Origin of the sequence: Pantoea sp. CCBC3-3-1 (assembly GCF_007981265.1) — a bacterium.
Taxonomy (GTDB): Bacteria; Pseudomonadota; Gammaproteobacteria; order Enterobacterales; family Enterobacteriaceae; genus Erwinia.
The window spans coordinates 1,908,754-1,931,326 of the sequence record NZ_CP034363.1; the positions used below are offsets into that span (position 1 = coordinate 1,908,754).

General features: G+C 53.1%; 23 protein-coding genes. 12 read left to right on the forward strand and 11 right to left on the reverse strand.

The window, feature by feature from the left end:
- Nucleotide 1 precedes the first annotated feature (1 nt).
- Nucleotides 2-1,036, forward strand: coding sequence for a hypothetical protein (locus tag EHV07_RS09115; RefSeq protein WP_147197157.1), 1,035 nt, complete (start codon nucleotides 2-4; stop codon nucleotides 1,034-1,036).
- A 222-nt stretch (nucleotides 1,037-1,258) separates the two neighbouring features.
- Here the strand turns inward: EHV07_RS09115 and ychF are convergent, their stop codons facing one another.
- Nucleotides 1,259-2,350 carry a redox-regulated ATPase YchF gene (gene ychF, locus EHV07_RS09120; RefSeq protein WP_147197159.1) on the reverse strand — a complete coding sequence of 364 codons (1,092 nt, stop codon included), beginning with the start codon at nucleotides 2,348-2,350 and terminating at the stop codon, nucleotides 1,259-1,261.
- A gap of 348 nt (nucleotides 2,351-2,698) precedes the next feature.
- Here ychF and EHV07_RS09125 point away from each other — a divergent pair, with 348 nt between their 5' ends.
- Together EHV07_RS09125 and EHV07_RS09130 are read left to right on the forward strand one after the other, a co-directional pair.
- Nucleotides 2,699-4,180 (forward strand): SulP family inorganic anion transporter, encoded by a 1,482-nt coding sequence (locus EHV07_RS09125; RefSeq protein ID WP_147197161.1) that lies wholly within the window; start codon nucleotides 2,699-2,701, stop codon nucleotides 4,178-4,180.
- A gap of 134 nt (nucleotides 4,181-4,314) precedes the next feature.
- Nucleotides 4,315-4,962 carry an EAL domain-containing protein gene (locus tag EHV07_RS09130; protein ID WP_147197162.1) on the forward strand — a complete coding sequence of 216 codons (648 nt, stop codon included), beginning with the start codon at nucleotides 4,315-4,317 and terminating at the stop codon, nucleotides 4,960-4,962.
- Nucleotides 4,963-5,311: 349 nt separating this feature from the next.
- On the opposite strand, the gene pth is transcribed toward EHV07_RS09130, so the two are convergent.
- Nucleotides 5,312-5,896 carry an aminoacyl-tRNA hydrolase gene (gene pth, locus EHV07_RS09135; RefSeq protein WP_147197164.1) on the reverse strand — a complete coding sequence of 195 codons (585 nt, stop codon included), beginning with the start codon at nucleotides 5,894-5,896 and terminating at the stop codon, nucleotides 5,312-5,314.
- Nucleotides 5,897-6,155: 259 nt separating this feature from the next.
- Here pth and ychH point away from each other — a divergent pair, with 259 nt between their 5' ends.
- Complete coding sequence (ychH, locus tag EHV07_RS09140; protein WP_147197167.1) at nucleotides 6,156-6,437, forward strand: stress-induced protein YchH; 282 nt, start codon at nucleotides 6,156-6,158, stop codon at nucleotides 6,435-6,437.
- 129 nt (nucleotides 6,438-6,566) lie between these two features.
- Here ychH and prs read toward each other — a convergent pair whose 3' ends face one another.
- The 3 genes from prs to lolB form a co-directional block, all read right to left on the reverse strand.
- Nucleotides 6,567-7,514, reverse strand: coding sequence for a ribose-phosphate diphosphokinase (gene prs, locus EHV07_RS09145; RefSeq protein WP_013201847.1), 948 nt, complete (start codon nucleotides 7,512-7,514; stop codon nucleotides 6,567-6,569).
- 129 nt (nucleotides 7,515-7,643) lie between these two features.
- A complete protein-coding gene (gene ispE, locus EHV07_RS09150; protein WP_147197169.1) occupies nucleotides 7,644-8,534 on the reverse strand; it encodes a 4-(cytidine 5'-diphospho)-2-C-methyl-D-erythritol kinase in 891 nt (296 codons plus the stop codon).
- Nucleotides 8,531-9,154, reverse strand: a complete 624-nt coding sequence (lolB, locus tag EHV07_RS09155; protein ID WP_147197171.1) for a lipoprotein insertase outer membrane protein LolB — start codon at nucleotides 9,152-9,154, stop codon at nucleotides 8,531-8,533. The genes ispE and lolB overlap by 4 nt, the downstream gene beginning before the upstream one ends.
- Before the next feature lie 226 nt (nucleotides 9,155-9,380).
- On the opposite strand from lolB, the gene hemA reads away from it, so the two are divergent.
- From hemA to kdsA, 6 genes are read left to right on the forward strand one after another with little or no spacing between them, the layout of a single operon-like run.
- A complete protein-coding gene (gene hemA, locus EHV07_RS09160; RefSeq protein ID WP_147200579.1) occupies nucleotides 9,381-10,634 on the forward strand; it encodes a glutamyl-tRNA reductase in 1,254 nt (417 codons plus the stop codon).
- 38 nt (nucleotides 10,635-10,672) lie between these two features.
- Nucleotides 10,673-11,755: a peptide chain release factor 1 gene (gene prfA / locus EHV07_RS09165; protein ID WP_147197174.1), complete on the forward strand. Its 1,083-nt coding sequence runs from the start codon at nucleotides 10,673-10,675 to the stop codon at nucleotides 11,753-11,755.
- Nucleotides 11,755-12,585: a peptide chain release factor N(5)-glutamine methyltransferase gene (gene prmC, locus EHV07_RS09170; RefSeq protein ID WP_147197176.1), complete on the forward strand. Its 831-nt coding sequence runs from the start codon at nucleotides 11,755-11,757 to the stop codon at nucleotides 12,583-12,585. The genes prfA and prmC overlap by 1 nt, the downstream gene beginning before the upstream one ends.
- A gap of 14 nt (nucleotides 12,586-12,599) precedes the next feature.
- Nucleotides 12,600-12,998 carry a SirB2 family protein gene (locus tag EHV07_RS09175; protein WP_147197178.1) on the forward strand — a complete coding sequence of 133 codons (399 nt, stop codon included), beginning with the start codon at nucleotides 12,600-12,602 and terminating at the stop codon, nucleotides 12,996-12,998.
- Complete coding sequence (gene sirB1 / locus EHV07_RS09180) at nucleotides 12,995-13,804, forward strand: invasion regulator SirB1 (protein WP_147197180.1); 810 nt, start codon at nucleotides 12,995-12,997, stop codon at nucleotides 13,802-13,804. Before EHV07_RS09175 ends, sirB1 begins: the two co-directional genes overlap by 4 nt.
- Nucleotides 13,805-13,835: 31 nt before the next feature.
- Nucleotides 13,836-14,690, forward strand: coding sequence for a 3-deoxy-8-phosphooctulonate synthase (gene kdsA / locus EHV07_RS09185; RefSeq protein WP_147197182.1), 855 nt, complete (start codon nucleotides 13,836-13,838; stop codon nucleotides 14,688-14,690).
- Nucleotides 14,691-14,765: 75 nt separating this feature from the next.
- On the opposite strand, the gene chaA is transcribed toward kdsA, so the two are convergent.
- Entirely contained in the window at nucleotides 14,766-15,857 is a 1,092-nt protein-coding gene (gene chaA, locus EHV07_RS09190; protein WP_147197184.1) for a sodium-potassium/proton antiporter ChaA, read from the reverse strand.
- Nucleotides 15,858-16,256: 399 nt separating this feature from the next.
- Here chaA and chaB point away from each other — a divergent pair, with 399 nt between their 5' ends.
- Nucleotides 16,257-16,487, forward strand: a complete 231-nt coding sequence (gene chaB, locus EHV07_RS09195) for a putative cation transport regulator ChaB (RefSeq protein WP_147197186.1) — start codon at nucleotides 16,257-16,259, stop codon at nucleotides 16,485-16,487.
- A 275-nt stretch (nucleotides 16,488-16,762) separates the two neighbouring features.
- The gene (locus EHV07_RS09200) at nucleotides 16,763-17,440 is read left to right on the forward strand and encodes a gamma-glutamylcyclotransferase (protein ID WP_147197188.1); all 678 of its coding nucleotides are present in this window, start codon (nucleotides 16,763-16,765) and stop codon (nucleotides 17,438-17,440) included.
- A gap of 6 nt (nucleotides 17,441-17,446) precedes the next feature.
- On the opposite strand, the gene EHV07_RS09205 is transcribed toward EHV07_RS09200, so the two are convergent.
- The 5 genes from EHV07_RS09205 to tagF are packed head-to-tail and all read right to left on the reverse strand — an operon-like array spanning nucleotide 17,447 to nucleotide 22,561.
- On the reverse strand, nucleotides 17,447-18,883 hold the full coding sequence (locus tag EHV07_RS09205) for a serine/threonine-protein kinase (protein ID WP_147197190.1): 1,437 nt from the start codon (nucleotides 18,881-18,883) through the stop codon (nucleotides 17,447-17,449).
- 54 nt (nucleotides 18,884-18,937) lie between these two features.
- Nucleotides 18,938-19,885, reverse strand: a complete 948-nt coding sequence (locus tag EHV07_RS09210) for a hypothetical protein (RefSeq protein WP_147197192.1) — start codon at nucleotides 19,883-19,885, stop codon at nucleotides 18,938-18,940.
- Between the two features lie 14 nt (nucleotides 19,886-19,899).
- Complete coding sequence (locus EHV07_RS09215) at nucleotides 19,900-20,676, reverse strand: PP2C family serine/threonine-protein phosphatase (RefSeq protein WP_147197194.1); 777 nt, start codon at nucleotides 20,674-20,676, stop codon at nucleotides 19,900-19,902.
- Entirely contained in the window at nucleotides 20,666-21,823 is a 1,158-nt protein-coding gene (gene tagH, locus EHV07_RS09220; RefSeq protein WP_147197196.1) for a type VI secretion system-associated FHA domain protein TagH, read from the reverse strand. Before tagH ends, EHV07_RS09215 begins: the two co-directional genes overlap by 11 nt.
- Nucleotides 21,824-21,862: 39 nt before the next feature.
- Nucleotides 21,863-22,561 (reverse strand): type VI secretion system-associated protein TagF, encoded by a 699-nt coding sequence (tagF, locus tag EHV07_RS09225; RefSeq protein WP_147197198.1) that lies wholly within the window; start codon nucleotides 22,559-22,561, stop codon nucleotides 21,863-21,865.
- Nucleotides 22,562-22,573: the final 12 nt, after the last annotated feature.

Sequence of the window (22,573 nt, forward strand, 5' to 3'; positions counted from 1 at the left end):
GATGAGTTTGTTAAACAAGCAGGAACTTCAGGTCATTCAGGCGTTTTCGTCCGCAGATTTGCCGGAACGTGTCTTTCGCGACAGTAACATTAAAGAATTAATCAGCGGTATGACGGAGGAGCAGCAAACAGTTCAGAAGAGCGCAAAGGATCTTGACCGCCTGCGCAGGGAACAAAGGGATGGAAACTTTATAACTAACTGGTGGAATGATCGCGACGATGTGTTACAGGATGCACAGATTGATCTCAATAAAGCCATTGGTCGCCTGACGCAAAAATCTTCTCAGTTATTGATTGTCAATACGGCACTATCCAAACTTCTGAACGAGCAACAACAGATTTTATTGAATCAGCAAAACATTCTGGAAGTTCAAACAGGCTCCCTTGCTGAACAAAATGAACAGATCCTGAAACAACAGGTGCTACTGGAAAAACAGCAAAAAGAGATTAATAAGGCCAACCAGGGATTAATGGATGCAAAAGGAGTAACGCAAGATCAAGCTAAGCAACTGATTGGCTGCGTAAAACGGGTGACAGAGGCGGAAAACAAAATTGGCGAGGCAAACGCTACCCTGCTGGCTGAACTTGAAAAGCGTATCACTAACTTTTCTTCGCATCTTGCACAAAAATTGCAAAGTGGCCTGGAGGAGCAGGGAAAACGGCACAGCATTCTCGAACAGACAATGGAGGACAATCAGGCTGTTCAAAAGGGTTTCGTTGAGAAGATGCAACAGTCCTTGTTGCAGGAACAGCAGTTTTCCCATCAGCAACTGCTCGCTGAGCTTGAGCGAAATCGTCTGAATTTACTTAATTCGGTCAAATCAACCATAAACCAGTGTGATGCGTTCCAGCATGAGTTATCCATTGTCGTGGCGCAGCACGCTGATGGGCAAATAGTCATTGATAATGCTATTGCTGAGTTACAGGTGAAATTTTTCAAATCCCAATTCCGTCACCGCTTTGTACTGACATTGATGGCCAGTGTTGTTGGGCTTTCTGTCGGCTGGCAAATTGCGCAGCACTTTATGATGCTTTGATTGTGTTAAACCGCATCGCTTATGCAGATGCGGTTTGGACTGCCCCGCGACTGTAGACAAATTCTGTCCTTCACGACGGGGGCAGTTCAAAGGCCACCGGACTGACGTCACCGAGATGACTGAAACGCTATAAAACAAAAAATCCACGCAATTACGTGGATTTTATAAGATTTCGCGCTTCTTATGAGGTTCAATCAAACCTCATGAGACCACAATAACGATTTAGACGTTAAACAGGAAGTTCATTACGTCGCCATCTTTAACGATGTAATCTTTACCTTCAGAACGCATTTTCCCGGCTTCTTTTGCGCCTTGCTCGCCCTTGTAGGTAATGTAATCTTCATAGCCGATAGTCTGAGCGCGGATAAAGCCTTTCTCGAAATCGGTATGGATTTTACCCGCAGCCTGTGGAGCGGTAGCGCCAACAGGGATCGTCCATGCACGCACTTCCTTCACGCCCGCGGTGAAGTAAGTTTGCAGGTTCAGCAGCGAATAGCCTGCACGGATTACGCGGTTCAGGCCTGGCTCTTCAATACCCAGCTCGGCCATAAACTCTTCGCGATCGGCATCTTCCAGCTCGGCGATATCAGATTCCACCGCGGCGCAAACCGGCACCACAACAGAACCTTCTTTCTCTGCAATCGCACGAACCTGATCCAGGTACGGGTTGTTCTCGAAGCCGTCTTCGTTAACGTTTGCAATGTACATGGTTGGCTTCAGGGTCAGGAAGCTCAGGTAGCGGATTGCTGCCTTATCTTCTTCGCTCAGACCCAGCGAGCGCAGCATGCCAGCGTTCTCTAAATGAGGCAGACATTTTTCCAGCGCAGCCTGTTCCGCTTTCGCATCTTTATCGCCGCCTTTCGCACGTTTCTGAACGCGTTGCAGCGCACGTTCGCAGGTATCGAGATCCGACAGCGCCAGCTCGGTATTGATCACCTCAATATCATCCGCCGGGTCAACTTTGTTGTTAACGTGGATAATGTTGTCGTTTTCAAAGCAGCGCACAACGTGACCGATAGCTTCGGTTTCACGAATGTTGGTCAGGAACTGGTTGCCCAGGCCTTCGCCTTTCGACGCGCCTTTTACCAGACCCGCGATATCAACGAATTCCATGGTGGTTGGCAGAATGCGCTGCGGCTTCACGATTTCTGCCAGGGCGTCGAGACGGGAGTCAGGCATTGGCACCACGCCGGTGTTCGGCTCAATGGTACAGAACGGGAAGTTGGCTGCTTCGATGCCCGCTTTAGTTAACGCATTGAACAGGGTGGATTTCCCGACGTTTGGCAGGCCGACAATACCGCATTTGAATCCCATGTTTGAATCACCTTAAGCTATAAATCAGGGCGGCTTTTGCATCCCCTGATGTGTTGAGAGTGTTGATACTGCAAATTTCCCGACATTATACACGTAATTGCAGGCTGAATGGCGCTGATTTATCGCCGCGCCAGCGAGAAGAGGGTTGAGATCTGGTTCACATTTTTCCATACTGACGAAACCTGACACATGATGGAGACAGCCGCAGATGCATCGCTTCCTGCTTACGCCACCTTGAGACCTCCCCGCCATGCAACCTCTGTTGCGTTTCTCGTCTCCCTGACGACCGTGCCCGGCTACTGGCGGCACAGTAAATACCTGCATCATTTATAAAAACGGAAAATAAGTATGTTCAATCTGAGCAACCTCAAGGCTGCTGACGTCAAAAATGACGTTCTGGCGGGCGCGGTGGTCTCGGTGGCGCTGATCCCGGAAGCGACCGCCTTTTCACTGCTGGCCGGACTGTCGCCGACTATCGGTCTGCATACCGCCTTTATTTTAGGTCTGGTCACGGCGCTGTTTGGCGGCAAACCGGGCATGATTTCCGGCGCAGCCGGTTCCATCATTGTGGTGTTGATCAGCCTGATTCAGACACACGGTTATCAGTATGTGCTGCTGGCCACTATCTTCGCCGGGCTGATCCAGCTGGCGATCGGGCTGTTCCGCCTGGGTAAATTTATTCGGCTGGTGCCACAACCCGCTATTTATGGCTTTGTGAATGGCCTGGCGATTGTGATTGCGCTGGCGCAGATCCCGATGATTAAAAACCAGGGACCGGTGATGTATGCGCTGGTGGCGCTGGCGATGCTGATTGTCTGGCTGTTCCCTAAGTTTACGAAAGTCATTCCAGGCTCGCTGGCCGCGCTGATCGCTATCAGCGCCATTGCAATCGGCTTTGGTCTGGACACCAAACGCGTGGGCGATTTGGCTGATATTTCCGGTTCGCTCCCGTTCTTTCACCTGCCTGAAGCCCCTCTAAGCTGGGCCACGTTGCAAATTGTACTGCCTTATTCGGTGATTATCGCACTTGTCGGTCTGATAGAATCGTTGTTAACGCTGGCCGTTTTGGATGAAATGGGCAGCAAAAAAGGTGACGGCAACAAAGAATGCGTGGCGCAGGGCATAGGTAACACGCTGTGTGGTTTCTTCGGCAGCTTTGCCGGTTGCGCCATGATTGGTCAGTCGATTATCAACTTTACGTCCGGCGGGCGTGGGCGCATCTCTAATTTTGTTGGCGCCGTTTTGTTGATTTTGTTTGTGGTTAGCCTGTCGAAATATATTGCGTTGCTGCCGGTTGCAGCGCTGGCCGGGATCATGTTCGTGGTATGCATTAATACCTTTGAATGGAGCTCGATCCGCCGTCTGAAGCGCATGCCGAAGCCGGATGCGGTGATTATGGTTGCGGTTACGGTGGTGACTATCTACACCGACTTGGCGATGGCAGTTATTTGTGGCGTCATCATTTCTGCACTGGTTTTTGCATGGCAGCATGCGCGCATTACCATCCTGGCACAGCAGGAGAGCGATGAGCAGAAGACCTATCAGCTTGAAGGTCCGCTCTTCTTTGGATCGGTAGTCAGTTTCCAGGAACTGTTTGATACTGACAAAGATCCGCAGGATGTGGTTATTGATTTTGCCCGTACACGGGTAATGGACTCAAGCGGTGTTGAGGCCATTGATAAATTGACTTCACGCTATCTGGCTGCGGGAAAAACCGTACGATTACGCCATCTTAGCGAAGATTGTATCAGTCTGTTGAAGCAGGCGGGGCCCTTCTGTAGTCACGAGCTTGATGCGCCTGACTATAAAGTTGCTGCTGACAAGCGTTAACGCATAAAGCTGGCGCGGGTCCTGCCGATATACATAAAAATTGCCGATCTGGCCGAAGTTGCAGAATGAAAATCTGTAGCTTTCCTGGTCGGCGAACATAACCACTGGCGGGATGTCCTAACTGGCACCATGGCATGATAAACGACTATATTTGCATTCCGATTCACTCCCTTAGCGGTGAGCTCATTGCACTGGATCTCACCCCTGTAGCAAATCAGGATAACTCAACATTCCTTGAGGCAGATCCGCAAACCCGGCTGCTTAGTCAGCTGTTGACGATTGAGCACTATGCCGACCAGTTCCAGCAGCATGGACTGTTGTGCTGTCTGAATATTGATTTTCAACTGGCCCGTGTGGTGACGGAATCGACCTTTATTCAGCAAATTCTCAGCCATCTGCCGTTTGTACGCCTGAAGCTGTCGGAAGATTTTCCTAATCTGCATGACGGGCCGAATAACCCGCTGCTGCGTACGCTGATGGAACAGTTGAATATCTTATGGCTGGATGATTTGGGCGCGGGCGATGCCAATCTGAATGCATTGCAGTCGAAGATGTTTGAAGTCGTGAAACTGGATCGTCAGTTTTATCTCGATAACGTCAGCAAGCCGTTTTTCAGCATCTTGATTGCGAATATTCGTCAGTATACCAATCGGGTAGTGATAGAAGGCGTTGAAAGCGCGATTCAGCTGGAGAAGCTTGCTACCAGTAAGATCTGGGGTGTCCAGGGGTATTTTGCCGCAACGATGGGGCTGTCCACGCTCGACGGTACGGAAGGGCCGTAAGGTTTGGGACTTGCTGTAAATGCTGAGCTAACTAATAATTTCGACCTGCTCCCGTTTAGCTCATCAGGCTGTCGGAAGCAGGGTCTGAAACGTTTTTAACGCCTACCTGTTAAAGCCGTACTTTTTCTCGAGAATGAACTGCGGCGCTTCCCAGTTTGGGCCTTTAAACACGCCACCTTTTTCACCTTTACAAAGTTTGCCTTCCGCTATGAGCTTAGTAAAAGTTCTGATAAGCAGACCTTCTGCTATAACTTCGAATCTTTTCTTCAAAAGCCTTTTGCAAAAAAATATACCGACTTACATTAAAATATAAGCCGGTGATACTTTCCATATGCAGACGGATTAAATATTAAGCCTTATAACTGTGCAGACGATTCATGGCTTTCAATCTGTCTTCTTTCAGCCAGACTTCGGTACAGCGCGCCGCTTCATCAATGGCGTTATCAATTAACGTCTGTTCAGCTGCCTGAGGTTTGCCCAGCACAAAACCCACCACCTTGTTCCGATCGCCCGGATGACCAATACCGATACGCAGACGGTGAAAGTTCAGGTTATTACCTAATTTACTGATGATATCTTTCAGGCCGTTATGACCACCGTGGCCGCCGCCCTGTTTGAATTTCGCCACGCCCGGCGGCAGATCCAGCTCATCGTGCGCCACCAGAATCTCTTCAGGTGCGATGCGATAAAAAGTCGCCATTGCCGCCACGGCTTTACCGCTCAGGTTCATAAAGGTGGTCGGCACCAGCAGCCTGACGTCTTCACCGCCGATATTCAGCCGGGCGGTGTAACCATAAAATTTACTCTCTTCTTTCAGTGACTGATTGTGACGTTCAGCCAGAAGATCAACGTACCACGCGCCTGCATTGTGGCGTGTCGCGGCATATTCCGCGCCAGGATTGGCAAGGCCGACAATCAGTTTAATGCTGCTCACTTGTCTCTGTTCCTGAGAAGTCCGATAGGGAAGGGCGCTAGTGTACTAAGAGCGGCGGCAGAACTCAAAACTGCGCGTGATATCACAATAGTTGTGTAGCGTGATAATGCCGTTTCTATATAAAAATCAAGATGCTGCGCGTAAAGATTTGTCAGACTTTTAGCAGTAAATGTGATCTGTCCCGCAACGAGTTGCCAAACCATTGCATAAACTTATGGCACTAACCGCACAGGAAGGCACTGACTTTTGGAGGTGACAGATGAAACGCAGACACGTCAATTTAACCGGTAACGCCCTGATGGTTATTGGTCTGGCAGTCGTGGTAACAGGGATCGGCTATGCCGTACTCAATCAGCTGCCGCAGCTACAGCTGCCCCAGTTTTTAGCCAATGTCGCCATTTTCGCGATATTTATTGGTGCGTTAATGTGGCTGATCGGCGCAAGCATGAGCGGGCGTGAAAAGATTACCGATCATTATTACTGGGTACGTCGTTACGGGGACAAGCGTTGTCGCAGAGTGTCAGGCCAGGGTCATCACTGACGGATCGTGATTCAGACAAACAAAAAAAGTGGGACGGATGAAAATCCGTCCCACTTTTTGTTTCAGCAGAGCATTATTGCTGGCGGCATGGCTGAAAAGGCAGCAATGCTAATTCAGCCGGTACGCCAATTAATGCTCGAACATCGCTGAAATTGACTCTTCGTTGCTGATGCGGCGAATCGCCTCAGCCAGCATGCCAGACAGCGTAAGCGTACGCACGTTTGGCAATGCTTTGATCTCTTCCGGTAGGGGAATGGTGTCGCAAACCACCACTTCATCAATCACGGAATTGCGCAGGTTTTCAACGGCGTTGCCGGAGAAAATAGGGTGGGTAGCGTAAGCGAATACGCGCTTAGCACCACGCTCCTTCAGCGCTTCAGCGGCTTTACACAGCGTGCCGCCGGTATCGATCATGTCATCAACCAGCACACAGTCGCGGCCAGCAACGTCACCGATGATATGCATCACCTGTGAAACGTTAGCGCGCGGACGACGTTTGTCGATGATCGCCATATCGGTATCGTTGAGCAGCTTAGCGATAGCACGGGCGCGAACCACGCCACCGATATCCGGAGAAACCACGATTGGGTTTTCCAGACCAATCTGCAACATGTCTTCCAGCAGGATTGGGCTACCGAAGACGTTATCAACCGGGACATCAAAGAAGCCCTGAATCTGTTCTGCATGCAGATCCACAGTTAACACGCGATCGACGCCGACGCTGGAAAGGAAATCAGCCACAACTTTGGCGGTGATAGGCACGCGAGCGGAACGCACGCGACGGTCCTGACGGGCATAGCCAAAGTAAGGAATGACAGCAGTAATACGACCAGCAGATGCGCGACGCAGAGCATCGACCATAACAACCAGTTCCATCAGGTTGTCATTGGTTGGTGCACAGGTGGACTGGATGATGAAAATATCACCACCGCGTACGTTTTCATTAATTTGTACGCTAACTTCACCATCACTGAAACGACCGACGGCGGCGTCGCCCAGGCTGGTGTAAAGGCGGTTGGCAATACGTTGTGCTAGTTCCGGGGTGGCGTTACCAGCAAAAAGCTTCATATCAGGCACGAGAAGAACCTCAGGCTTTGCGTCCAGAGAATGAACATCTTCGTCAGCAGCACTGGGCGGAATACCGCTGACGGGTTCATACGGGTGTTGTAATGAGTGTCGTGCTGCTTCAGGAACAGTTTGATGCAGTCACGGCAACTCTAACTGCTCTGAAAGATGACGGTGCAGCGGCGAAACGTTAACGCCTCGCGCAACAAAGCCCTGCCATGCTTTCGGAGCAAGCTCAAACACCTGACGGGCAGCGGACTCGGTGTCGAATTCAGCAAACACACAAGCGCCGGTTCCTGTCAGGCGCGACGGCGCGTATTCTAGCAGCCAGGAAACAAGCTGTTCAACCTCACGAAAACGTTTTCTTACTACTGGCTCACAATCATTACGGTATTCGGCCTCTAATAACTGCTTGATCTGCCGCTGTGGCGTGTCGCGAATCAGTTCCGGATCGTTAAAAACCACCGGCGTTGAAATAGATACGCCAGGGTGAAAAACCAGATACCACTTTTCCGCCGGGCTAACCGGGGTCAGTTTTTCGCCAACTCCCTCGGCGAAGGCTGCAAAACCTTGTACAAACACCGGCACGTCCGCGCCAAGGCTCAGGCCCAGCGTGGCCAGGTCGGCAAAGCTGAAGCCGGTTTGCCAGTAATAATTCAGCGCGACCAGTACCGTTGCGGCATCTGACGAACCGCCGCCAAGCCCGCCGCCCATCGGCAAACGTTTTTCAATTGCAATCGATGCCCCGGCATTATCCGGCAGTGCTCCCCGCAGGCGTGCCTGTTCCTGCAACAGTTTCGCCGCGCGAACCACCAGATTTTCTTCGGCAGGTACGCCCGGAACTGCGGTGAGCAGCCGAATCTGACCGCTGTTGTCAGGCTCTATGGTCAGTGAGTCGCCATAATCCAGAAACTGAAAAAGCGTTTGCAGGTCATGATAGCCGTCGGAACGACGGCCAGTGATATAGAGAAACAGATTCAGTTTAGCGGGTGCTGGCCATTTCGCGCTGGCTGACGGGTGGGTGGGTTTCATTTAACGGTCCAGCTATCCATTCTCAGCTTGATGCGCTGTTCGCCTTCGCGCAGTTCGAGATTAGAAGGCAGCGCAGGCTTCTGGCGTTCGTCGTAGCCCTGATAGCTCACTTTCCACTGCTGACCGTCACGGCTGTAGTTCACTTCACGCAGGCGATACTTGTCATCAAGGGAGAAATCGCTCGCCTCGCCCGGCAAGCCCATCATCCACTGACGCAGGCTGTTTAGAGGAATATCCATACCGGTAAGCTGAGAAATCATTTTCTCGGCATCGTTACTGGTATAACGCTTGCCCTTGTTATCAACCAGCTGCACCACGCTGCCCTGTGCATCCAGCTGAAGTTCAGTGCTGCCCAGCGGGTTAGTCAACAGTAAACGGTAGCGATCTGGCGCGGTTTGCTGCCAGTTAAAACGTGCATAAACTTTTTGCCTATCGGAAAGATAGGCAAAAGCGCCACGGGTCTGATACTGGGTAATTTTTTCGACAGCCTGCTGGTGCTGCTGCCACTGGGGGGAGGTGACACTCTGTCCGGGCCCCTGGGGTTTATTGACGCTACAGGCGGCCAGCACGATGCTGGCAAGCGGGAGAAGCCGCATCAGACGGCGATTCTTCATAAACATAGGGGAACAACTCCTCAGACTCCATGTGGGCGCTCATGCGCAAACTAACCGTTCAAATTATCGGCCTGCAAAGGCGGCGTCAATGCTCAATTTGTCTTATTTAATGCACAATAGCTATATCTTGTTACAGGGAACGGTGAAGGATGGCTTTTCTTGATCTCGCGCATCTTGTAGAATGCGCCTCTCAAAACCCTATCAACAGTGGGATAACCCAGACCAAATCACCATGACGTTGCTGGCACTCGGAATAAATCATAAAACGGCTCCTGTCGCTCTGCGTGAACGCGTGACGTTCTCGCCGGAGACGCTGGATCAGGCCCTCGACAGCCTGCTGGCTCAGCCGCTGGTGCAGGGAGGCGTTGTGCTGTCTACCTGTAACAGGACCGAGTTATACCTTAGCGTTGAACAGCAGGAAAACCTGCAGGAACAGCTGGTGAAATGGCTGTGTGACTACCATCAGCTCAGTGCTGAAGATGTGCGTAAAAGCCTCTACTGGCACCATGATAATGAAGCGGTCAGCCATCTGATGCGCGTTGCCAGCGGCCTTGATTCGCTGGTACTCGGTGAGCCGCAAATTCTCGGCCAGGTCAAAAAAGCGTTCGCCGACTCCCATCGCGGCCATCCGCTTTCCAGCGAGCTGGAAAGAATGTTCCAGAAATCGTTTTCGGTCGCTAAACGTGTGCGCACGGAAACCGATATCGGTGCCAGCGCCGTTTCGGTGGCCTTTGCCGCCTGTACGCTGGCGCGTCAGATTTTTGAATCACTCTCAACCGTAACCGTTCTGCTGGTGGGTGCGGGTGAGACCATTGAGCTGGCCGCACGTCATCTGCGTGAGCATAACGTGCAGAAGCTGCTCATCGCTAACCGTACCCGCGAACGCGCTCAGGCGCTGGCCGATGAAGTGGGTGCAGAAGTGATTGGCCTTGCCGACATCGATTCGCGTCTGGCGGAAGCCGATATCATCATCAGTTCTACCGCCAGTCCGCTGCCGATTATCGGTAAAGGAATGGTCGAGCGTGCGCTGAAGCAGCGCCGTAATCAGCCGATGCTGATGGTGGATATTGCCGTTCCGCGAGACGTGGAGCCGGAAGTGGGCAAACTGCCTAACGCCTACCTTTATAGCGTGGACGATTTGCAGGCGATCATTGAAAGCAATATGGCGCAGCGTAAAGCCGCGGCCGTGCAGGCCGAAACCATCGTGGTGCAGGAAAGCGGCGAGTTTATGTCCTGGCTGCGTGCGCAAAGCGCAGTAGAAACCATCCGCGATTACCGCTCGCAGGCCGACCAGATCAGGGCTGATTTAGAAAGCCGTGCGCTGGCTGCGCTGGAGCAGGGCGCAGATGCCCAGGTCGTGCTGCGTGAGCTGGCCCATAAACTGACAAATAAACTGATCCACGCACCAACCAAATCTCTTCAGCAGGCTGCCCGAGACGGGGACGATGAACGCCTGCAGATTTTACGCGACAGCCTTGGGCTGTAGCGTTTTCGCCTCTTTGATTACAAGGTAAAACAACATCGATGAAGCCTTCTATTGTTGCCAAACTGGAAGCCTTGCAGGAACGCCATGAAGAAGTTGAGGCGATGCTGGGTGACGCTGGCGTGATTGCCGATCAGGAGCGTTTCCGTGCGCTGTCACGTGAATATGCTCAGTTGACCGATGTCAGCCAGTGCTTCAGACGGTGGCAGCAGAACCAGGATGATATTGCTGCGGCAGAAGAGATGCTCAGCGATCCCGAAATGCGCGACATGGCGCAGGAAGAACTTAAAGAAGCCCGCGAGGCCAGCGAAACCTTAGAGCAGGAATTGCAGGTTCTGCTGCTGCCGAAAGATCCGGATGATGAGCGCAACTGCTATCTGGAAGTCCGTGCCGGAACCGGTGGCGACGAAGCAGCGATCTTTGCAGGCGATCTGTTCCGTATGTACAGCCGTTATGCGGAAGCACGCCGCTGGAAAGTGGAAGTGATGAGCGCCAACGAAGGCGAGCACGGTGGTTATAAAGAAGTGATCGCCAAAATCGTGGGCGACGGCGCTTACGGACGTTTGAAGTTCGAGTCAGGCGGGCATCGCGTTCAGCGTGTACCGGAAACGGAATCGCAGGGCCGTATCCATACGTCTGCCTGTACCGTTGCGGTGATGCCGGAAGTGCCGGAAGCGGAATTGCCGGATATTAACCCGAGCGATCTGAAAATTGACACGTTCCGTTCATCGGGCGCGGGTGGGCAGCACGTTAACACCACCGATTCCGCGATCCGCATTACTCACCTGCCAACCGGCATTGTGGTGGAGTGCCAGGACGAACGTTCGCAGCACAAAAACAAAGCCAAAGCGCTGGCGGTGCTCGGCTCGCGTATTCGTGCCGCCGAGATTGCCCGACGTCAGCAGGAAGAGGCGTCGACGCGCCGTAACCTGCTGGGCAGCGGCGATCGTTCCGATCGTAACCGAACCTATAATTATCCTCAGGGACGCATTACCGATCATCGTATCAACCTGACGGTTTACCGTCTGGATGAAGCAATGCAGGGCAAGCTGGATATGCTGATTGAGCCTGTGGTGCAGGAATACCAGGCGGATCAGCTGGCTGCGCTGTCCGAGCAGGAGTAATGGAAATCCGCCAGTGGCTGCGTTCAGCCATCACACAACTGGCCGAAAGCGACAGCCCGAAGCGCGATGCGGAAATTTTGCTGGGATTTGTCACCGGCAAATCCCGCAGCTGGCTGATCGCCTTTGATGATACGTTGCTCAGCCCTTCACAGCTTGAGCAGCTTGCCCCGCTGCTGGCCCGACGCGCCAGCGGGGAACCTGTCGCTTATCTGACTGGCGAACGCGAGTTCTGGTCATTGCCGCTCAGCGTTTCCCCCGACACGCTTATTCCCCGCCCCGATACTGAACTGCTGGTCGAACTGGCTCTCGCCCGGATCCCCGCTGGCGCAGCTTCCGTGCTGGATTTGGGCACCGGAACCGGCGCTGTTGCGCTGGCGATAGCCAGCGAGCGGCCTGATTGCCAGGTAACGGGCGTCGATCGCATCGCGGCGGCTGTTGAGCTGGCGCAGCATAATGCTCAGCGACTGGCTATCAGTAACGCGTCATTTCGTTTGAGCAACTGGTTTAGCGCGCTCTCCGGGGAACGCTTTGCGGTTATCGTCAGTAATCCGCCGTATATCGATAGCAATGATGAACATCTTCAGCAGGGCGACGTACGGTTTGAGCCAGACAGCGCGCTGGTTGCCGCTGATAACGGGCTGGCGGATATTAAAATTATTGCTGAACGTGCAGGAAATTATCTATTGCCCGGCGGCTGGCTGTTGCTTGAGCACGGCTGGCAGCAGGCGGCTCAGGTACGGGCAATTTTGAGCGAAAACCTATTTATCCAGGTGGCTTCCTGCCAGGACTACGGCGGTAACGACCGTGTCACACTGGCACAGCTGGCCTGATTAAGGAAGAGAGAATGACGGACTGGTATAGCGCGGTTAAGACGCTGCATATGGTGACGGTTGCCATCACCCTCTTGATGTTATTATTGCGTTTTTTTTGGTTACAGACCGGATCGGCAATGATGCAGCGTCGCTGGGTGCGCATCGTGCCGCATCTCAATGATACGCTGCTGCTGCTTTCCGGCGCCTGGCTGGTAGCGATCACGCATTTTTATCCGTTCAGCCCACAGGGCGCGTGGCTGACTGAAAAGCTGTTTGGCGTTATTATCTATATCGCCCTTGGGTTTATTGCCCTTGGACGTAAACCACGCGCACAGAAAGCGCGCTGGATAGCCTTTATAGTGGCGATAGCCATGCTGGTGCTGATTTATCACCTGGCCACCACAAAAATGCCATTGTTGGGGATTGTATGACGTCGATAGCAACTGATGAACCCACAGCGATGCCGCTGTGCGAGGCGGTAATTGCAGCCACGTTGGCGATCCGTCCCGATTTTCCTGCTGAAGACGTGAAAAAGCAGCTTGCGGAGCTGGTCGCAGAGGCCCGCGCCTATGTTTCCTCGCAGACGGAACAGGATCTTCAGCTGGAAAAACTGATTGAACTGTTCTGGAAAAAGTGGGGATTCGGCGGCGCCAGCGGCGTATACCGCCTTTCGGATACGCTATGGCTGGACAACGTGTTGAAAACCCGCCAGGGAACCGCCGTCTCGCTGGGCATCATCTTCCTGCACATTGCCGAACAGCTGACCATCCCGCTGATGCCGGTGATTTTCCCTACCCAGCTGATCCTCAGAGCCGACTGGATTGATGAAGAGATGTGGTTAATCAATCCTTTCAATGGCGATACGCTGGATGAGCACACGCTGGAAGTCTGGTTGAAGGGCAATATTGGCCCGGTCGCGGAACTGTATGATGATGATTTACAGGAAGCCGAGCCGCAGCTGGTGCTGAATAAAATGCTGGATACGCTGAAAGCCGCGCTGATGGAAGAGAAACAAATGGAGCTGGCGCTTCAGGTCAGTCAGGTACTGGTAAATATGGATCCAGAAGATCCCTATGAAATCCGCGACCGTGGCCTGATTTTTGCCCAGCTGGATTGTGAACACGTGGCGCTGAGCGACCTGACCTATTTCGTTGAGCAGTGTCCGGAAGACCCGGTCAGCGAAATGATCAAATTACAAATTCACTCGATTGAACAAAAACAGATCACGCTGCACTAATCTGTAAACTCTGCATGAATAAGGCGAAGACATGAAACAAAAAGTGGTTAGCATTGGTGATATCAAGGTAGCAAACGATCTGCCGTTTGTGCTGTTTGGCGGCATGAACGTGCTGGAATCCCGCGATCTTGCCATGCGCATCTGTGAACACTATGTCACCGTGACTCAGAAGCTGGGTATCCCTTACGTGTTTAAAGCCTCTTTTGATAAGGCTAACCGTTCGTCTATTCGTTCCTACCGGGGTCCCGGTCTGGAAGAGGGCATGAAGATTTTCCAGGAGCTGAAACAGGCTTTCGGCGTGAAGATTATCACTGACGTGCATGAAGCCAGCCAGGCGCAGACCGTTGCCGACGTGGTTGATGTTATCCAGCTGCCTGCATTCCTGGCGCGTCAGACCGACCTGGTGGAAGCGATGGCGAAAACGGGCGCGGTCATCAACGTGAAGAAGCCGCAGTTCGTCAGCCCGGGTCAGATGGGCAACATCGTTGAGAAATTCGCTGAAGGCGGCAACGAGAAAGTGATCCTGTGCGATCGCGGTGCTAACTTCGGTTACGACAACCTGGTTGTGGATATGCTGGGCTTTAACGTCATGAAGCAGGTTTCTAACGGCAGCCCGGTGATTTTCGACGTGACCCATGCGCTACAGTGCCGCGACCCGTTTGGCTCTGCTTCAGGCGGTCGTCGTGGTCAGGTTACAGAGCTGGCGCGTTCTGGTATGGCTGTTGGCCTGGCCGGCCTGTTTATCGAAGCGCACCCGGATCCGGCTAACGCGAAATGCGACGGTCCATCCGCACTGCCGCTGGACAAGCTGGAGCCGTTCCTCAAGCAGATGAAAGCGATCGACGATCTGGTGAAGAACTTCCCGGAACTGGATACCAGCAACTAATCGCTGAGCGAGTAACAAAAAGAGCGCCTTCAGGCGCTCTTTTTTTATTGGCGTAGTGCCAGCAGCGGTAAAAATTTACAGCATAACCGTCATCAAATAGCCGGCGAACAGTGCAAGGTGCGCCGCGCCATTCAGCACGTTGGTGCGCCCGGTCGAGAAGGAGATTTGGCAAAGAAGCAGGGCGGCAATCATGATGACCATCTGCGGCGACTCCAGACCAAATATCAGCTGTTGTCCGGTCAGGGTGGCAATGATAGTGACGGTGGGAACCGTCAGTGAAATCGTCGCCAGCACCGAACCAAAAAACAGATTCATCGCGCGCTGTACCTGATTAGCCAGCACCGCTTTTATCGCTCCCAGACCTTCTGGTGACAGGATCAATAACGCGACCAGGAAGCCGGTAAACTGCTCGGGCGCATTCATCTCGGTCAGTAAGGATTCCAGCGTGTTGGCGTTCATTTTAGTTACGGCAATCACAGCGATCAGATGAATCAGTAACCAGACGGTGTGCCAGAGGCTTGAATGGGCGGAAGGCCTGCCGTGATGCGGATCGTCGCCTTCGTCCTCATGCTCATACACAAACAGGCTCTGGTGGGTTTTGGTTTGAATCAGCAGGAAGACGCCGTACATTGCGGCTGAAATCGCCGAGATCAGCAGAGCCTGCCCGGAAGTAAAATTGCCGCCCGGTAGCGCATTAGGGAAAACCAATACCAAAATACCCAGCGGGAAAATAGCGATAAGGTACTGTTTGACCCCGGCCAGGTTAACATACTGCGTGGCAAATTTACGGCCGCCAAGCAACAAAGCAAAGCCAACCAGCCCACCGGTAACGATCATGATGATCGAATAGAGCGTATCACGCATTAAGGCGGGGGCCGCGTCGCCTGTTGCCATCAGCGCGGAAATTAAACTGACTTCCAGAATCACTACCGACAGGCTGAGGATCAGGGAACCATAGGGTTCGCCAAGGCGGTGTGCCAGCACGTCAGCATGACGAACTACGCTGAATGCACTGCTCAGAATCGCCACCAGCGCCAGTAAATTGATCGCGATGATGACCGGGAAGGACGTCGAATCACCCCAAAGCCAAAGTATGGCCAGGGCAATGAGCGGTAAGATGAGAAACGACTCTTTATGACGAGTTTTGACGCTTTCTTGCGTGCCCATAGGTAGCTTTTCCTTATCACTGACGATTAACCGGTAGACGCGGCGGCCCACCGGTAAAAAAATACCATTTGTTTCAACCTGGTTATTTTACATACGCGGGCAGTGTAACGGCTAATGGGTTAAAAATGTGTAAAATTTACACTGATTTACGCATTAAAAGAGAAAAATCATAAACTTCCATTCTTTAAAATTTATTCATTTATAACTTTATGAATTTTATGGATTAATAATTTTTATTTTCACGCTATTTGTGGTGATTAATGCGCATTTAAATCGCATCTGTATTGGCTAAATTAGCCTTACAGCCTGTTTTTTAATCCTGATGGCAATAACTGCATTGCTGGCGTGGTCGTTAATTTTGTTCCAGGCTTATATGGCCTAACCAGAGGAGGAAAACCGATGCCATACAGTACAAGATCTTCACTGCCTGACAGCGTGAAGCATGTCCTGCCGGCTCATGCTCAGGACATCTACCAGAAAGCATTTAATAGCGCCTGGGATGAATACAAAGAGAAGAAAGATCGCCGCGGTGACGAGTCCCGCGAAGAGGTGGCTCACAAAGTTGCCTGGTCTGCGGTAAAGCATTCCTATGAAAAAGGCGACGATGATAAGTGGCATAAAAAGCACTAGCTTTCCGCAGGGCGGCAGCCGCTTCCCTGCAAAACGTTTCCGTACGGTCTCCCGCGTCACGATCTCCGGCTGTTAACGGCCATCACACTTTTTGTCTGCCGGCCTTAAGTTTTTTCTTATGCGGCCGATGATAAACCTAAGTAAAATTTTTCGCTTTTGTGACAAAGTTCAAACTTGATTGCCAGGGACGAAATGACATATTGTCACCTTTAACGCAAAACAATTTTCGGAATAAGTTAACTTGTCGCAAGCATGAGCACGGGTAAGGGGGGTCAATGTTAACAAGGGATTTCTTATTAAAAGCGGATTGTAAGACGGCTTTTGGTGCAATCGAGGAATCGCTGTTATGGACCTGCGAACAGCGTGCTGCGTCGCTGAGCGCCACGCTTTCCTGTCGGCCTAATCACAGCCCGGTATGGATTTTCGGCTATGGTTCGCTAATGTGGAACCCTATATTCGAGTCCGATGAGGTGGCTGAAGGAACCTTAAAGGGCTGGCATCGGGCTTTCTGCCTGCGGCTTACGGCGGGACGGGGCACGGCTCAACAGCCCGGAAGAATGCTGGCACTGAAAGAGGGCGGCGAAACGACCGGGCTGGCTTTTCGCCTGCCGGAAGAAAAACTCCGTGAGGAGCTGGAGCTGCTGTGGAAGCGCGAAATGGTCACAGGCTGCTATCTCCCTACCTGGCGTGAGCTGGAGCTTTCAGACGGGCGTAGCGTGACGGCGCTGGCTTTCGTTATGGATCCGCGCCATGCGCTTTACGAGGCCGATTCCTGCCCAAAAACCATTGCGCCGCTGATTGCTCAAGCCAGCGGTCCACTCGGCACTAACGCACAGTATCTTTACTCGCTGGAACAGGAGTTGAAGACGCGCGGTCTGTATGATGATTGCCTGACCGATCTGGTGCAGCGCGTGCGTGAATTACAGCAATGCCACGACCCTCTGGTCGGCTAAGCCGGCTCAGCTTCCAGGATTGATCAGCCAGGTGCCTGCCTTGTTAATCGTCAGGCTCTGGCGGTGAACCGCGTTCGCAGAATGCACTTCAATATTGTAGTTACCGGATGCCAGGTTCAGTGAGGCATAGCCGCTGTTGTTCGGCTTGACCTCGATCGGCGTGCCGTTGAGCAGCACGGTTTCGCCGCTGGCAAGCCGCAGGTAGACGGTAGCCATCATCGGTTTAGTATTCACTGCCGCTCCACCCGAGACCGTGCGGGTCGGCGCTGTTTCCGATCCGGCTATCGCAGGTTGCTGGGTATCGGCAGAGGTGTCTTCCCGGCTGAGAGAGATGGCCAGCGCAACCGCAGCCAGCACAGCGACGCCGCCGAGGGCGATAAGCGGTTTAGACAGTCGGGTTTTGACGCCGGGTATTTCCCCGCCTGCTACCGGCGGAGGGGTATAGCTGACCGGCTCCGGCTCAGGGACCGGTTCAGGTTCCTGCTGCGCCTCTGGCACCTCTTCGGCCACAGCCGGTATGCTGGTCACCAACTCTTCTACAGAGCTTACGGGCAGGGCAATAAGCGCCGCTAATTCATCGATAGACTGCGGACGGTCCTGAGGTTTCATTTCCAGCGCGCAGTCAATGGCGTTGAGCAGCGACAGCGAGAATCCTTCCGGGCGCAGCTGGGCGAGCGGCTGGTAGCGATCTTCAATACAGCGCACCACGCTTACCGGTGGTGGGCTTCCGGTAACCAGCGTATGCAATACCGCGCCGAGGGCGTAGATATCCGTCCACGGCCCCTGGTCAATATCACTTTCTTCGCTGTACTGCTCAATAGGCGCATAGCCGGGTTTCAGCATAATCTCCGTTTCGTCGGAGAGGTTACCAATCGTTTTACGCGCTGAACCGAAATCCAGCAGCACCGGCAGCTGATTTTCCTGGATCTGAATGTTATCCAGCGAGATATCGCGATGCAGGTAGCCGCCACGGTGGATGGTATCAATCGCGCCAAAAAGGGGCGGAAGCAGCTGGCGGATCCATTCATCGGTGATCCTTTCCGGGTGGCCTAACTGCCACTCTTTCAGGGTCATACCGCTGTAATAGAGCGTGCCCATATAGGCCGTGCCGTTCTCCTCCCAGAACCGCAGCACGTGCAGCAAGCCCGGATGGTTGAAGCGGGCCAGCAGGCGGGCTTCCTGAATAAAGCTGCTAAGTCCTGCTGAAAACAGTTTATGATAGCGCTCGCCGCGCAGCACGATAGTCAGTTGTTCATCGCGGGAGGCGAGTGAAACCGGCAAATACTCTTTAATGGCGATGGTACGTTCAAGCAGGTGGTCCCAGGCACGATAAACAATGCCGAAGCCGCCACCGCCAATGACTTCTTTAATTTCAAATTCGTTAAAACGGTGGCCAGCCGGAAGGGCGTTGGGCACGTTCTTGACATTATCGTTTGCCGACATAGTAAACACTCTCTGAATGCCAACTTCTCTGCTGCTCCCATCCGGGAGAGCCGGTCAGTTAACAGTGCGCCAGGCGCCAATAGCCGGATCGGCCAGGTCTGCATGCAGGTCATCCACCAGCAGCACATTAATTTTTACTTTTGAATCGACGACTTTGCTCCAGACCTGACGCAGAGCATCTACGCGAGCCTTCAGGACGGCAGGGTCCGCCGCCTGGCTTTTGTCCATTTTTACCAGCAGTGCGCCATCAAATGACCAGACGTGCAAAGCAGGATTAAACGTCAGCACCAGCCAGCTGTTGGGGGCCGTCTTTTTACTGACGACCAGCCGTTGATTATTCGCCGCGACAACGTCCAGTTCTCCCGAAGCAGGATGGATATTGCGTAACGGAAATCCCTGGTAAAACTGGACGTCAACGGGCTGATCTTTCCCGTTAGAGGAAAGAGTCAACTGACTTTTCCCCTCCAGCCATCCTTCGGTAGAACAGCTGAGGTGACGATCGTCAGGGATAAACAGCGACTGGCCTTTTTCGTCCCACCAGGTGCGAAAATGACAGCCACCGGGCAGATCGAAATGCTGCAATGGTGCGCTATTGGCTGGCTGTGACAAATCCAGCGGTTCCGCATTGCTGGCATTCGCCGCCGTTGTCCCGTCCGCGATAACGATTGGGCGCCAGTTCTGTTCTTTGGCTGCGGTACCGGCAGCCAGCACCGTTCCGGCAGCGTTGGTCATTTGCCATGGGAGTTCGGTAAGTTTGCCGCACTGGTTATTTAACAGCTTGCCGACACGCGGCAGAAAACTGGTCAGGGTGCTGGATTCTTTGCTTTTACCGGAAACGAGGCGCAAGTGGATAGTCTCCTGACACCAGTCTCGCGGCGCATTACTTTCAACGTTGTCAATGAACACCTCCAGCGCCAGGCTTGGGGAATATACCACGCGGTAATCCTCAGCCTGAGCGGCAGTTGCAATCAACAAAGCAATAGCTGGCAACCCGTATTTCATAGTGTTCCTTGGTGTTAATCACGCGTCGGCAGGAAGCGTCCTGAGTCCGCTACGGATTGTAAGAGAGTGGTTTCCTGTGGCGAGCCAATCCAGACGGCTACGGCACTCAGGTTATCCTTCTGCTCGCTACGGTTGATGGCTTCCTGCATCAGCGCCAGCCACTCATGAGGCGAGCTGACCATACGCAGCGCCTGTTGCATCTCTTCCGGCGTCAGGCTGCACCAGAAACCATCGGTACAGACTAAAAAGGCATCGCCATCTTCCAGCGGCATAACCTCACTGTAACTCACCGGCAATGTACCGCCCGCACCCAAAGCATTATAGAGTAAGTTGCTGTTAATGCCGGAATTATCTACACCAGCATCCTTTAACTGCTGCGCCAGGCTATGATCGCGCGTGACCGCATGAATATACCCCCGGCGAAAGTGGTAAATCCTGCTGTCACCGGCATGCGCCCACCATGCACGCTGAGAATCACGGTCAATAAATACCGCCGCCAGCGTAGTGCTCATCCGATCAAAATTCAGAATTTTACTCTGTGCCTGGCGAATCGCCTGCTCGGCCTTATCGATCCATTCCGCGGTATCTGCTGGCTGAATAGGCTTATCGACCATCAGCTCAGCCAGCAACGTATCGCGGGCGATTCTCGCTGCCGTTTCACCGCCTGCCGTGCCCGCTACCCCGTCACAGACTAAAAAACAGGCGCAGCGTTCGCCTATCAACGCGCCCGTTTCATCCTGATTACTTTCCCGGGCACCCGTTTGTGAGGTCAATGCATAGTTAATGTTCATTCTTTTCCGGTTTGAGCTGCGAGTCTTTATACTGATTCACTTCCATATCATAGGCTTGCAGAAATGCGTCGCCGAAGAGGGTATGGAAATCGTCCTCAATTTCGCCAGACGTGTTCTGGTAGTGACGCAAAAAATAGTCCCACAGGGCGGCTTTTTTTACCGCGCTTAACCCTATCCGTGGAACGTTGCCATCACGACGGGCGTAATCTTCCAGCCGTTGCGGATTGAAAGATTGCAGCATGGCGGCAATAATCGCGCGGATCCCGGCAATCATCCCCAACTGATGCGCCTGCAAATCCACTAACGCATCACGCACTGCCTGCTCAGGCGGCATAAAGCCTGGCATCTGGCTCTGATATATCTGCATCAGGACCGTCTTACCTGAAGGCAATATTTTGAACGGGTTGTTCGCTTCGTTCAGGATCATCGTCATTTCTGCCTTCACGCCGCGTTTCAGGATTGAACGTGATGAGAGCAGGGCGACGGTTCCCTGAGAAAAGAGGCTGAGCATTTTCCCCGTCGTGCGCATTTGGTCTTCTGTCAGCTGTGGCCTGCCCGCGCCATTATCCAGCCCCATGCCTTCCAGCAGAGCGGCGAGCAAGCGCTGCTCGTTGCCTTCATGTACAGCATTCTCAGCATGCGGCAGATCGCTGCGAACCGGGTCAATATCCAGCCGCGCATCGTTTTGCCGAACCTGACGAACGGCGGGCTGCTCGGGAGCAGGCACCACGACCGGTATCTGCTCGTTCAGGATACCCAGCGGATCGTTGGGCAATGTCTGGTCATGGCTGAATAATGCAAGGGGATCCACGTCGCTGAAAGCGGTATCCTGCTGGCGGTTGGGATCGCTTATCGTAATTTGATAATCGCCAATGCCCAGTATGTCGCCATGATGCAGAACAATTTGCCTGCCGCGATCGAGAGGGGCCTGATTATGCACCACCGCGATCACGCTACCGTGATTGGTCAGACGACACTCGCCGTTGCTGGCGATCTGGACGACTGCCTGCAAGCGAGAAATGGCGCGCTCGGTATCCGGTAAAACCAGATCGTTATCAACGCTACGGCCTATGGTGCCGCCTGGCGGCATAAAATCACAGGCGGTAACGGGCGCCTCGGTTCTGCTTTCAACAATGGTAAATCGCATGCGCTTTTCCTGAAGCCAAAGCCAACGGGCCAAATAACTCTATTCGAACATGGGTGGATAGAGTCCATGCCGACCCGGCTGTGCTACAGCGGCCGGATCGAATAACTGTGAGAATAGTTGTGCGGTAAGGTTGCCGCTGTGTTTATGGCTGGCCAGGGGATAACCATCGCTTTGATTTGTCCACCAGTAGCTGGTATAGCGCATGGGGTCAAAGCGGGTCGCCACCTCGTGCCATGCCAGCGTGCAAGGCAGATCCTGATAGCCAATCACATCCATAATATCTGAACGGCCGGTATCGGGCAGCGACAGCGGCGGCAGCGTCAGTAGCCTTTGTTCAAGCCGCTCGGGGGTCGATTGCTGGCTGACGGCCTGATGCAGCGTTTCCCCCAACGTCTGAAACCAGTCGCCAGACACTGCCAGCTGCGCCGGATGCCAGAGACTGACCGGCACGCTTTGCAGCGCCAGCAAAGGCCAGGTTCGGCCTACGCGATCGCGCGAAGGGAGCAGACAGCCAATTTGTACACGCTGTACACCGAGCGTAGCAGGGACGGCAAAATTCCACACCGGTGCGCGGCTAAAAAGCTCACCGTCACCCTCGCTCTGGTGATACCAGAGTGATAAACCCTGCTGAAACCAGTTAGACCAACTGGCGACAATCGCTTCCGGTAACCGACGCTGTAAAAAATCGCCGGTGCCGGGTAATTTCCCGTACCAACCCAGCATATTTTTATCTGGCATAGTCATCACCTT

What these genes read in the sequence shown, in the direction of transcription:
- EHV07_RS09115 (WP_147197157.1), top strand. Translation starts at nt 2, where the DNA reads ATGAGTTTGTTAAACAAGCAGGAACTTCAGGTCATTCAGGCGTTTTCG.
- ychF (WP_147197159.1), bottom strand. Translation starts at nt 2,350, where the DNA reads ATGGGATTCAAATGCGGTATTGTCGGCCTGCCAAACGTCGGGAAATCC.
- EHV07_RS09125 (WP_147197161.1), top strand. Translation starts at nt 2,699, where the DNA reads ATGTTCAATCTGAGCAACCTCAAGGCTGCTGACGTCAAAAATGACGTT.
- EHV07_RS09130 (WP_147197162.1), top strand. Translation starts at nt 4,315, where the DNA reads ATGATAAACGACTATATTTGCATTCCGATTCACTCCCTTAGCGGTGAG.
- ychH (WP_147197167.1), top strand. Translation starts at nt 6,156, where the DNA reads ATGAAACGCAGACACGTCAATTTAACCGGTAACGCCCTGATGGTTATT.
- ispE (WP_147197169.1), bottom strand. Translation starts at nt 8,534, where the DNA reads ATGAAACCCACCCACCCGTCAGCCAGCGCGAAATGGCCAGCACCCGCT.
- lolB (WP_147197171.1), bottom strand. Translation starts at nt 9,154, where the DNA reads ATGTTTATGAAGAATCGCCGTCTGATGCGGCTTCTCCCGCTTGCCAGC.
- hemA (WP_147200579.1), top strand. Translation starts at nt 9,381, where the DNA reads ATGACGTTGCTGGCACTCGGAATAAATCATAAAACGGCTCCTGTCGCT.
- prfA (WP_147197174.1), top strand. Translation starts at nt 10,673, where the DNA reads ATGAAGCCTTCTATTGTTGCCAAACTGGAAGCCTTGCAGGAACGCCAT.
- prmC (WP_147197176.1), top strand. Translation starts at nt 11,755, where the DNA reads ATGGAAATCCGCCAGTGGCTGCGTTCAGCCATCACACAACTGGCCGAA.
- EHV07_RS09175 (WP_147197178.1), top strand. Translation starts at nt 12,600, where the DNA reads ATGACGGACTGGTATAGCGCGGTTAAGACGCTGCATATGGTGACGGTT.
- sirB1 (WP_147197180.1), top strand. Translation starts at nt 12,995, where the DNA reads ATGACGTCGATAGCAACTGATGAACCCACAGCGATGCCGCTGTGCGAG.
- kdsA (WP_147197182.1), top strand. Translation starts at nt 13,836, where the DNA reads ATGAAACAAAAAGTGGTTAGCATTGGTGATATCAAGGTAGCAAACGAT.
- chaA (WP_147197184.1), bottom strand. Translation starts at nt 15,857, where the DNA reads ATGGGCACGCAAGAAAGCGTCAAAACTCGTCATAAAGAGTCGTTTCTC.
- chaB (WP_147197186.1), top strand. Translation starts at nt 16,257, where the DNA reads ATGCCATACAGTACAAGATCTTCACTGCCTGACAGCGTGAAGCATGTC.
- EHV07_RS09200 (WP_147197188.1), top strand. Translation starts at nt 16,763, where the DNA reads ATGTTAACAAGGGATTTCTTATTAAAAGCGGATTGTAAGACGGCTTTT.
- EHV07_RS09205 (WP_147197190.1), bottom strand. Translation starts at nt 18,883, where the DNA reads ATGTCGGCAAACGATAATGTCAAGAACGTGCCCAACGCCCTTCCGGCT.
- EHV07_RS09210 (WP_147197192.1), bottom strand. Translation starts at nt 19,885, where the DNA reads ATGAAATACGGGTTGCCAGCTATTGCTTTGTTGATTGCAACTGCCGCT.
- EHV07_RS09215 (WP_147197194.1), bottom strand. Translation starts at nt 20,676, where the DNA reads ATGAACATTAACTATGCATTGACCTCACAAACGGGTGCCCGGGAAAGT.
- tagH (WP_147197196.1), bottom strand. Translation starts at nt 21,823, where the DNA reads ATGCGATTTACCATTGTTGAAAGCAGAACCGAGGCGCCCGTTACCGCC.
- tagF (WP_147197198.1), bottom strand. Translation starts at nt 22,561, where the DNA reads ATGCCAGATAAAAATATGCTGGGTTGGTACGGGAAATTACCCGGCACC.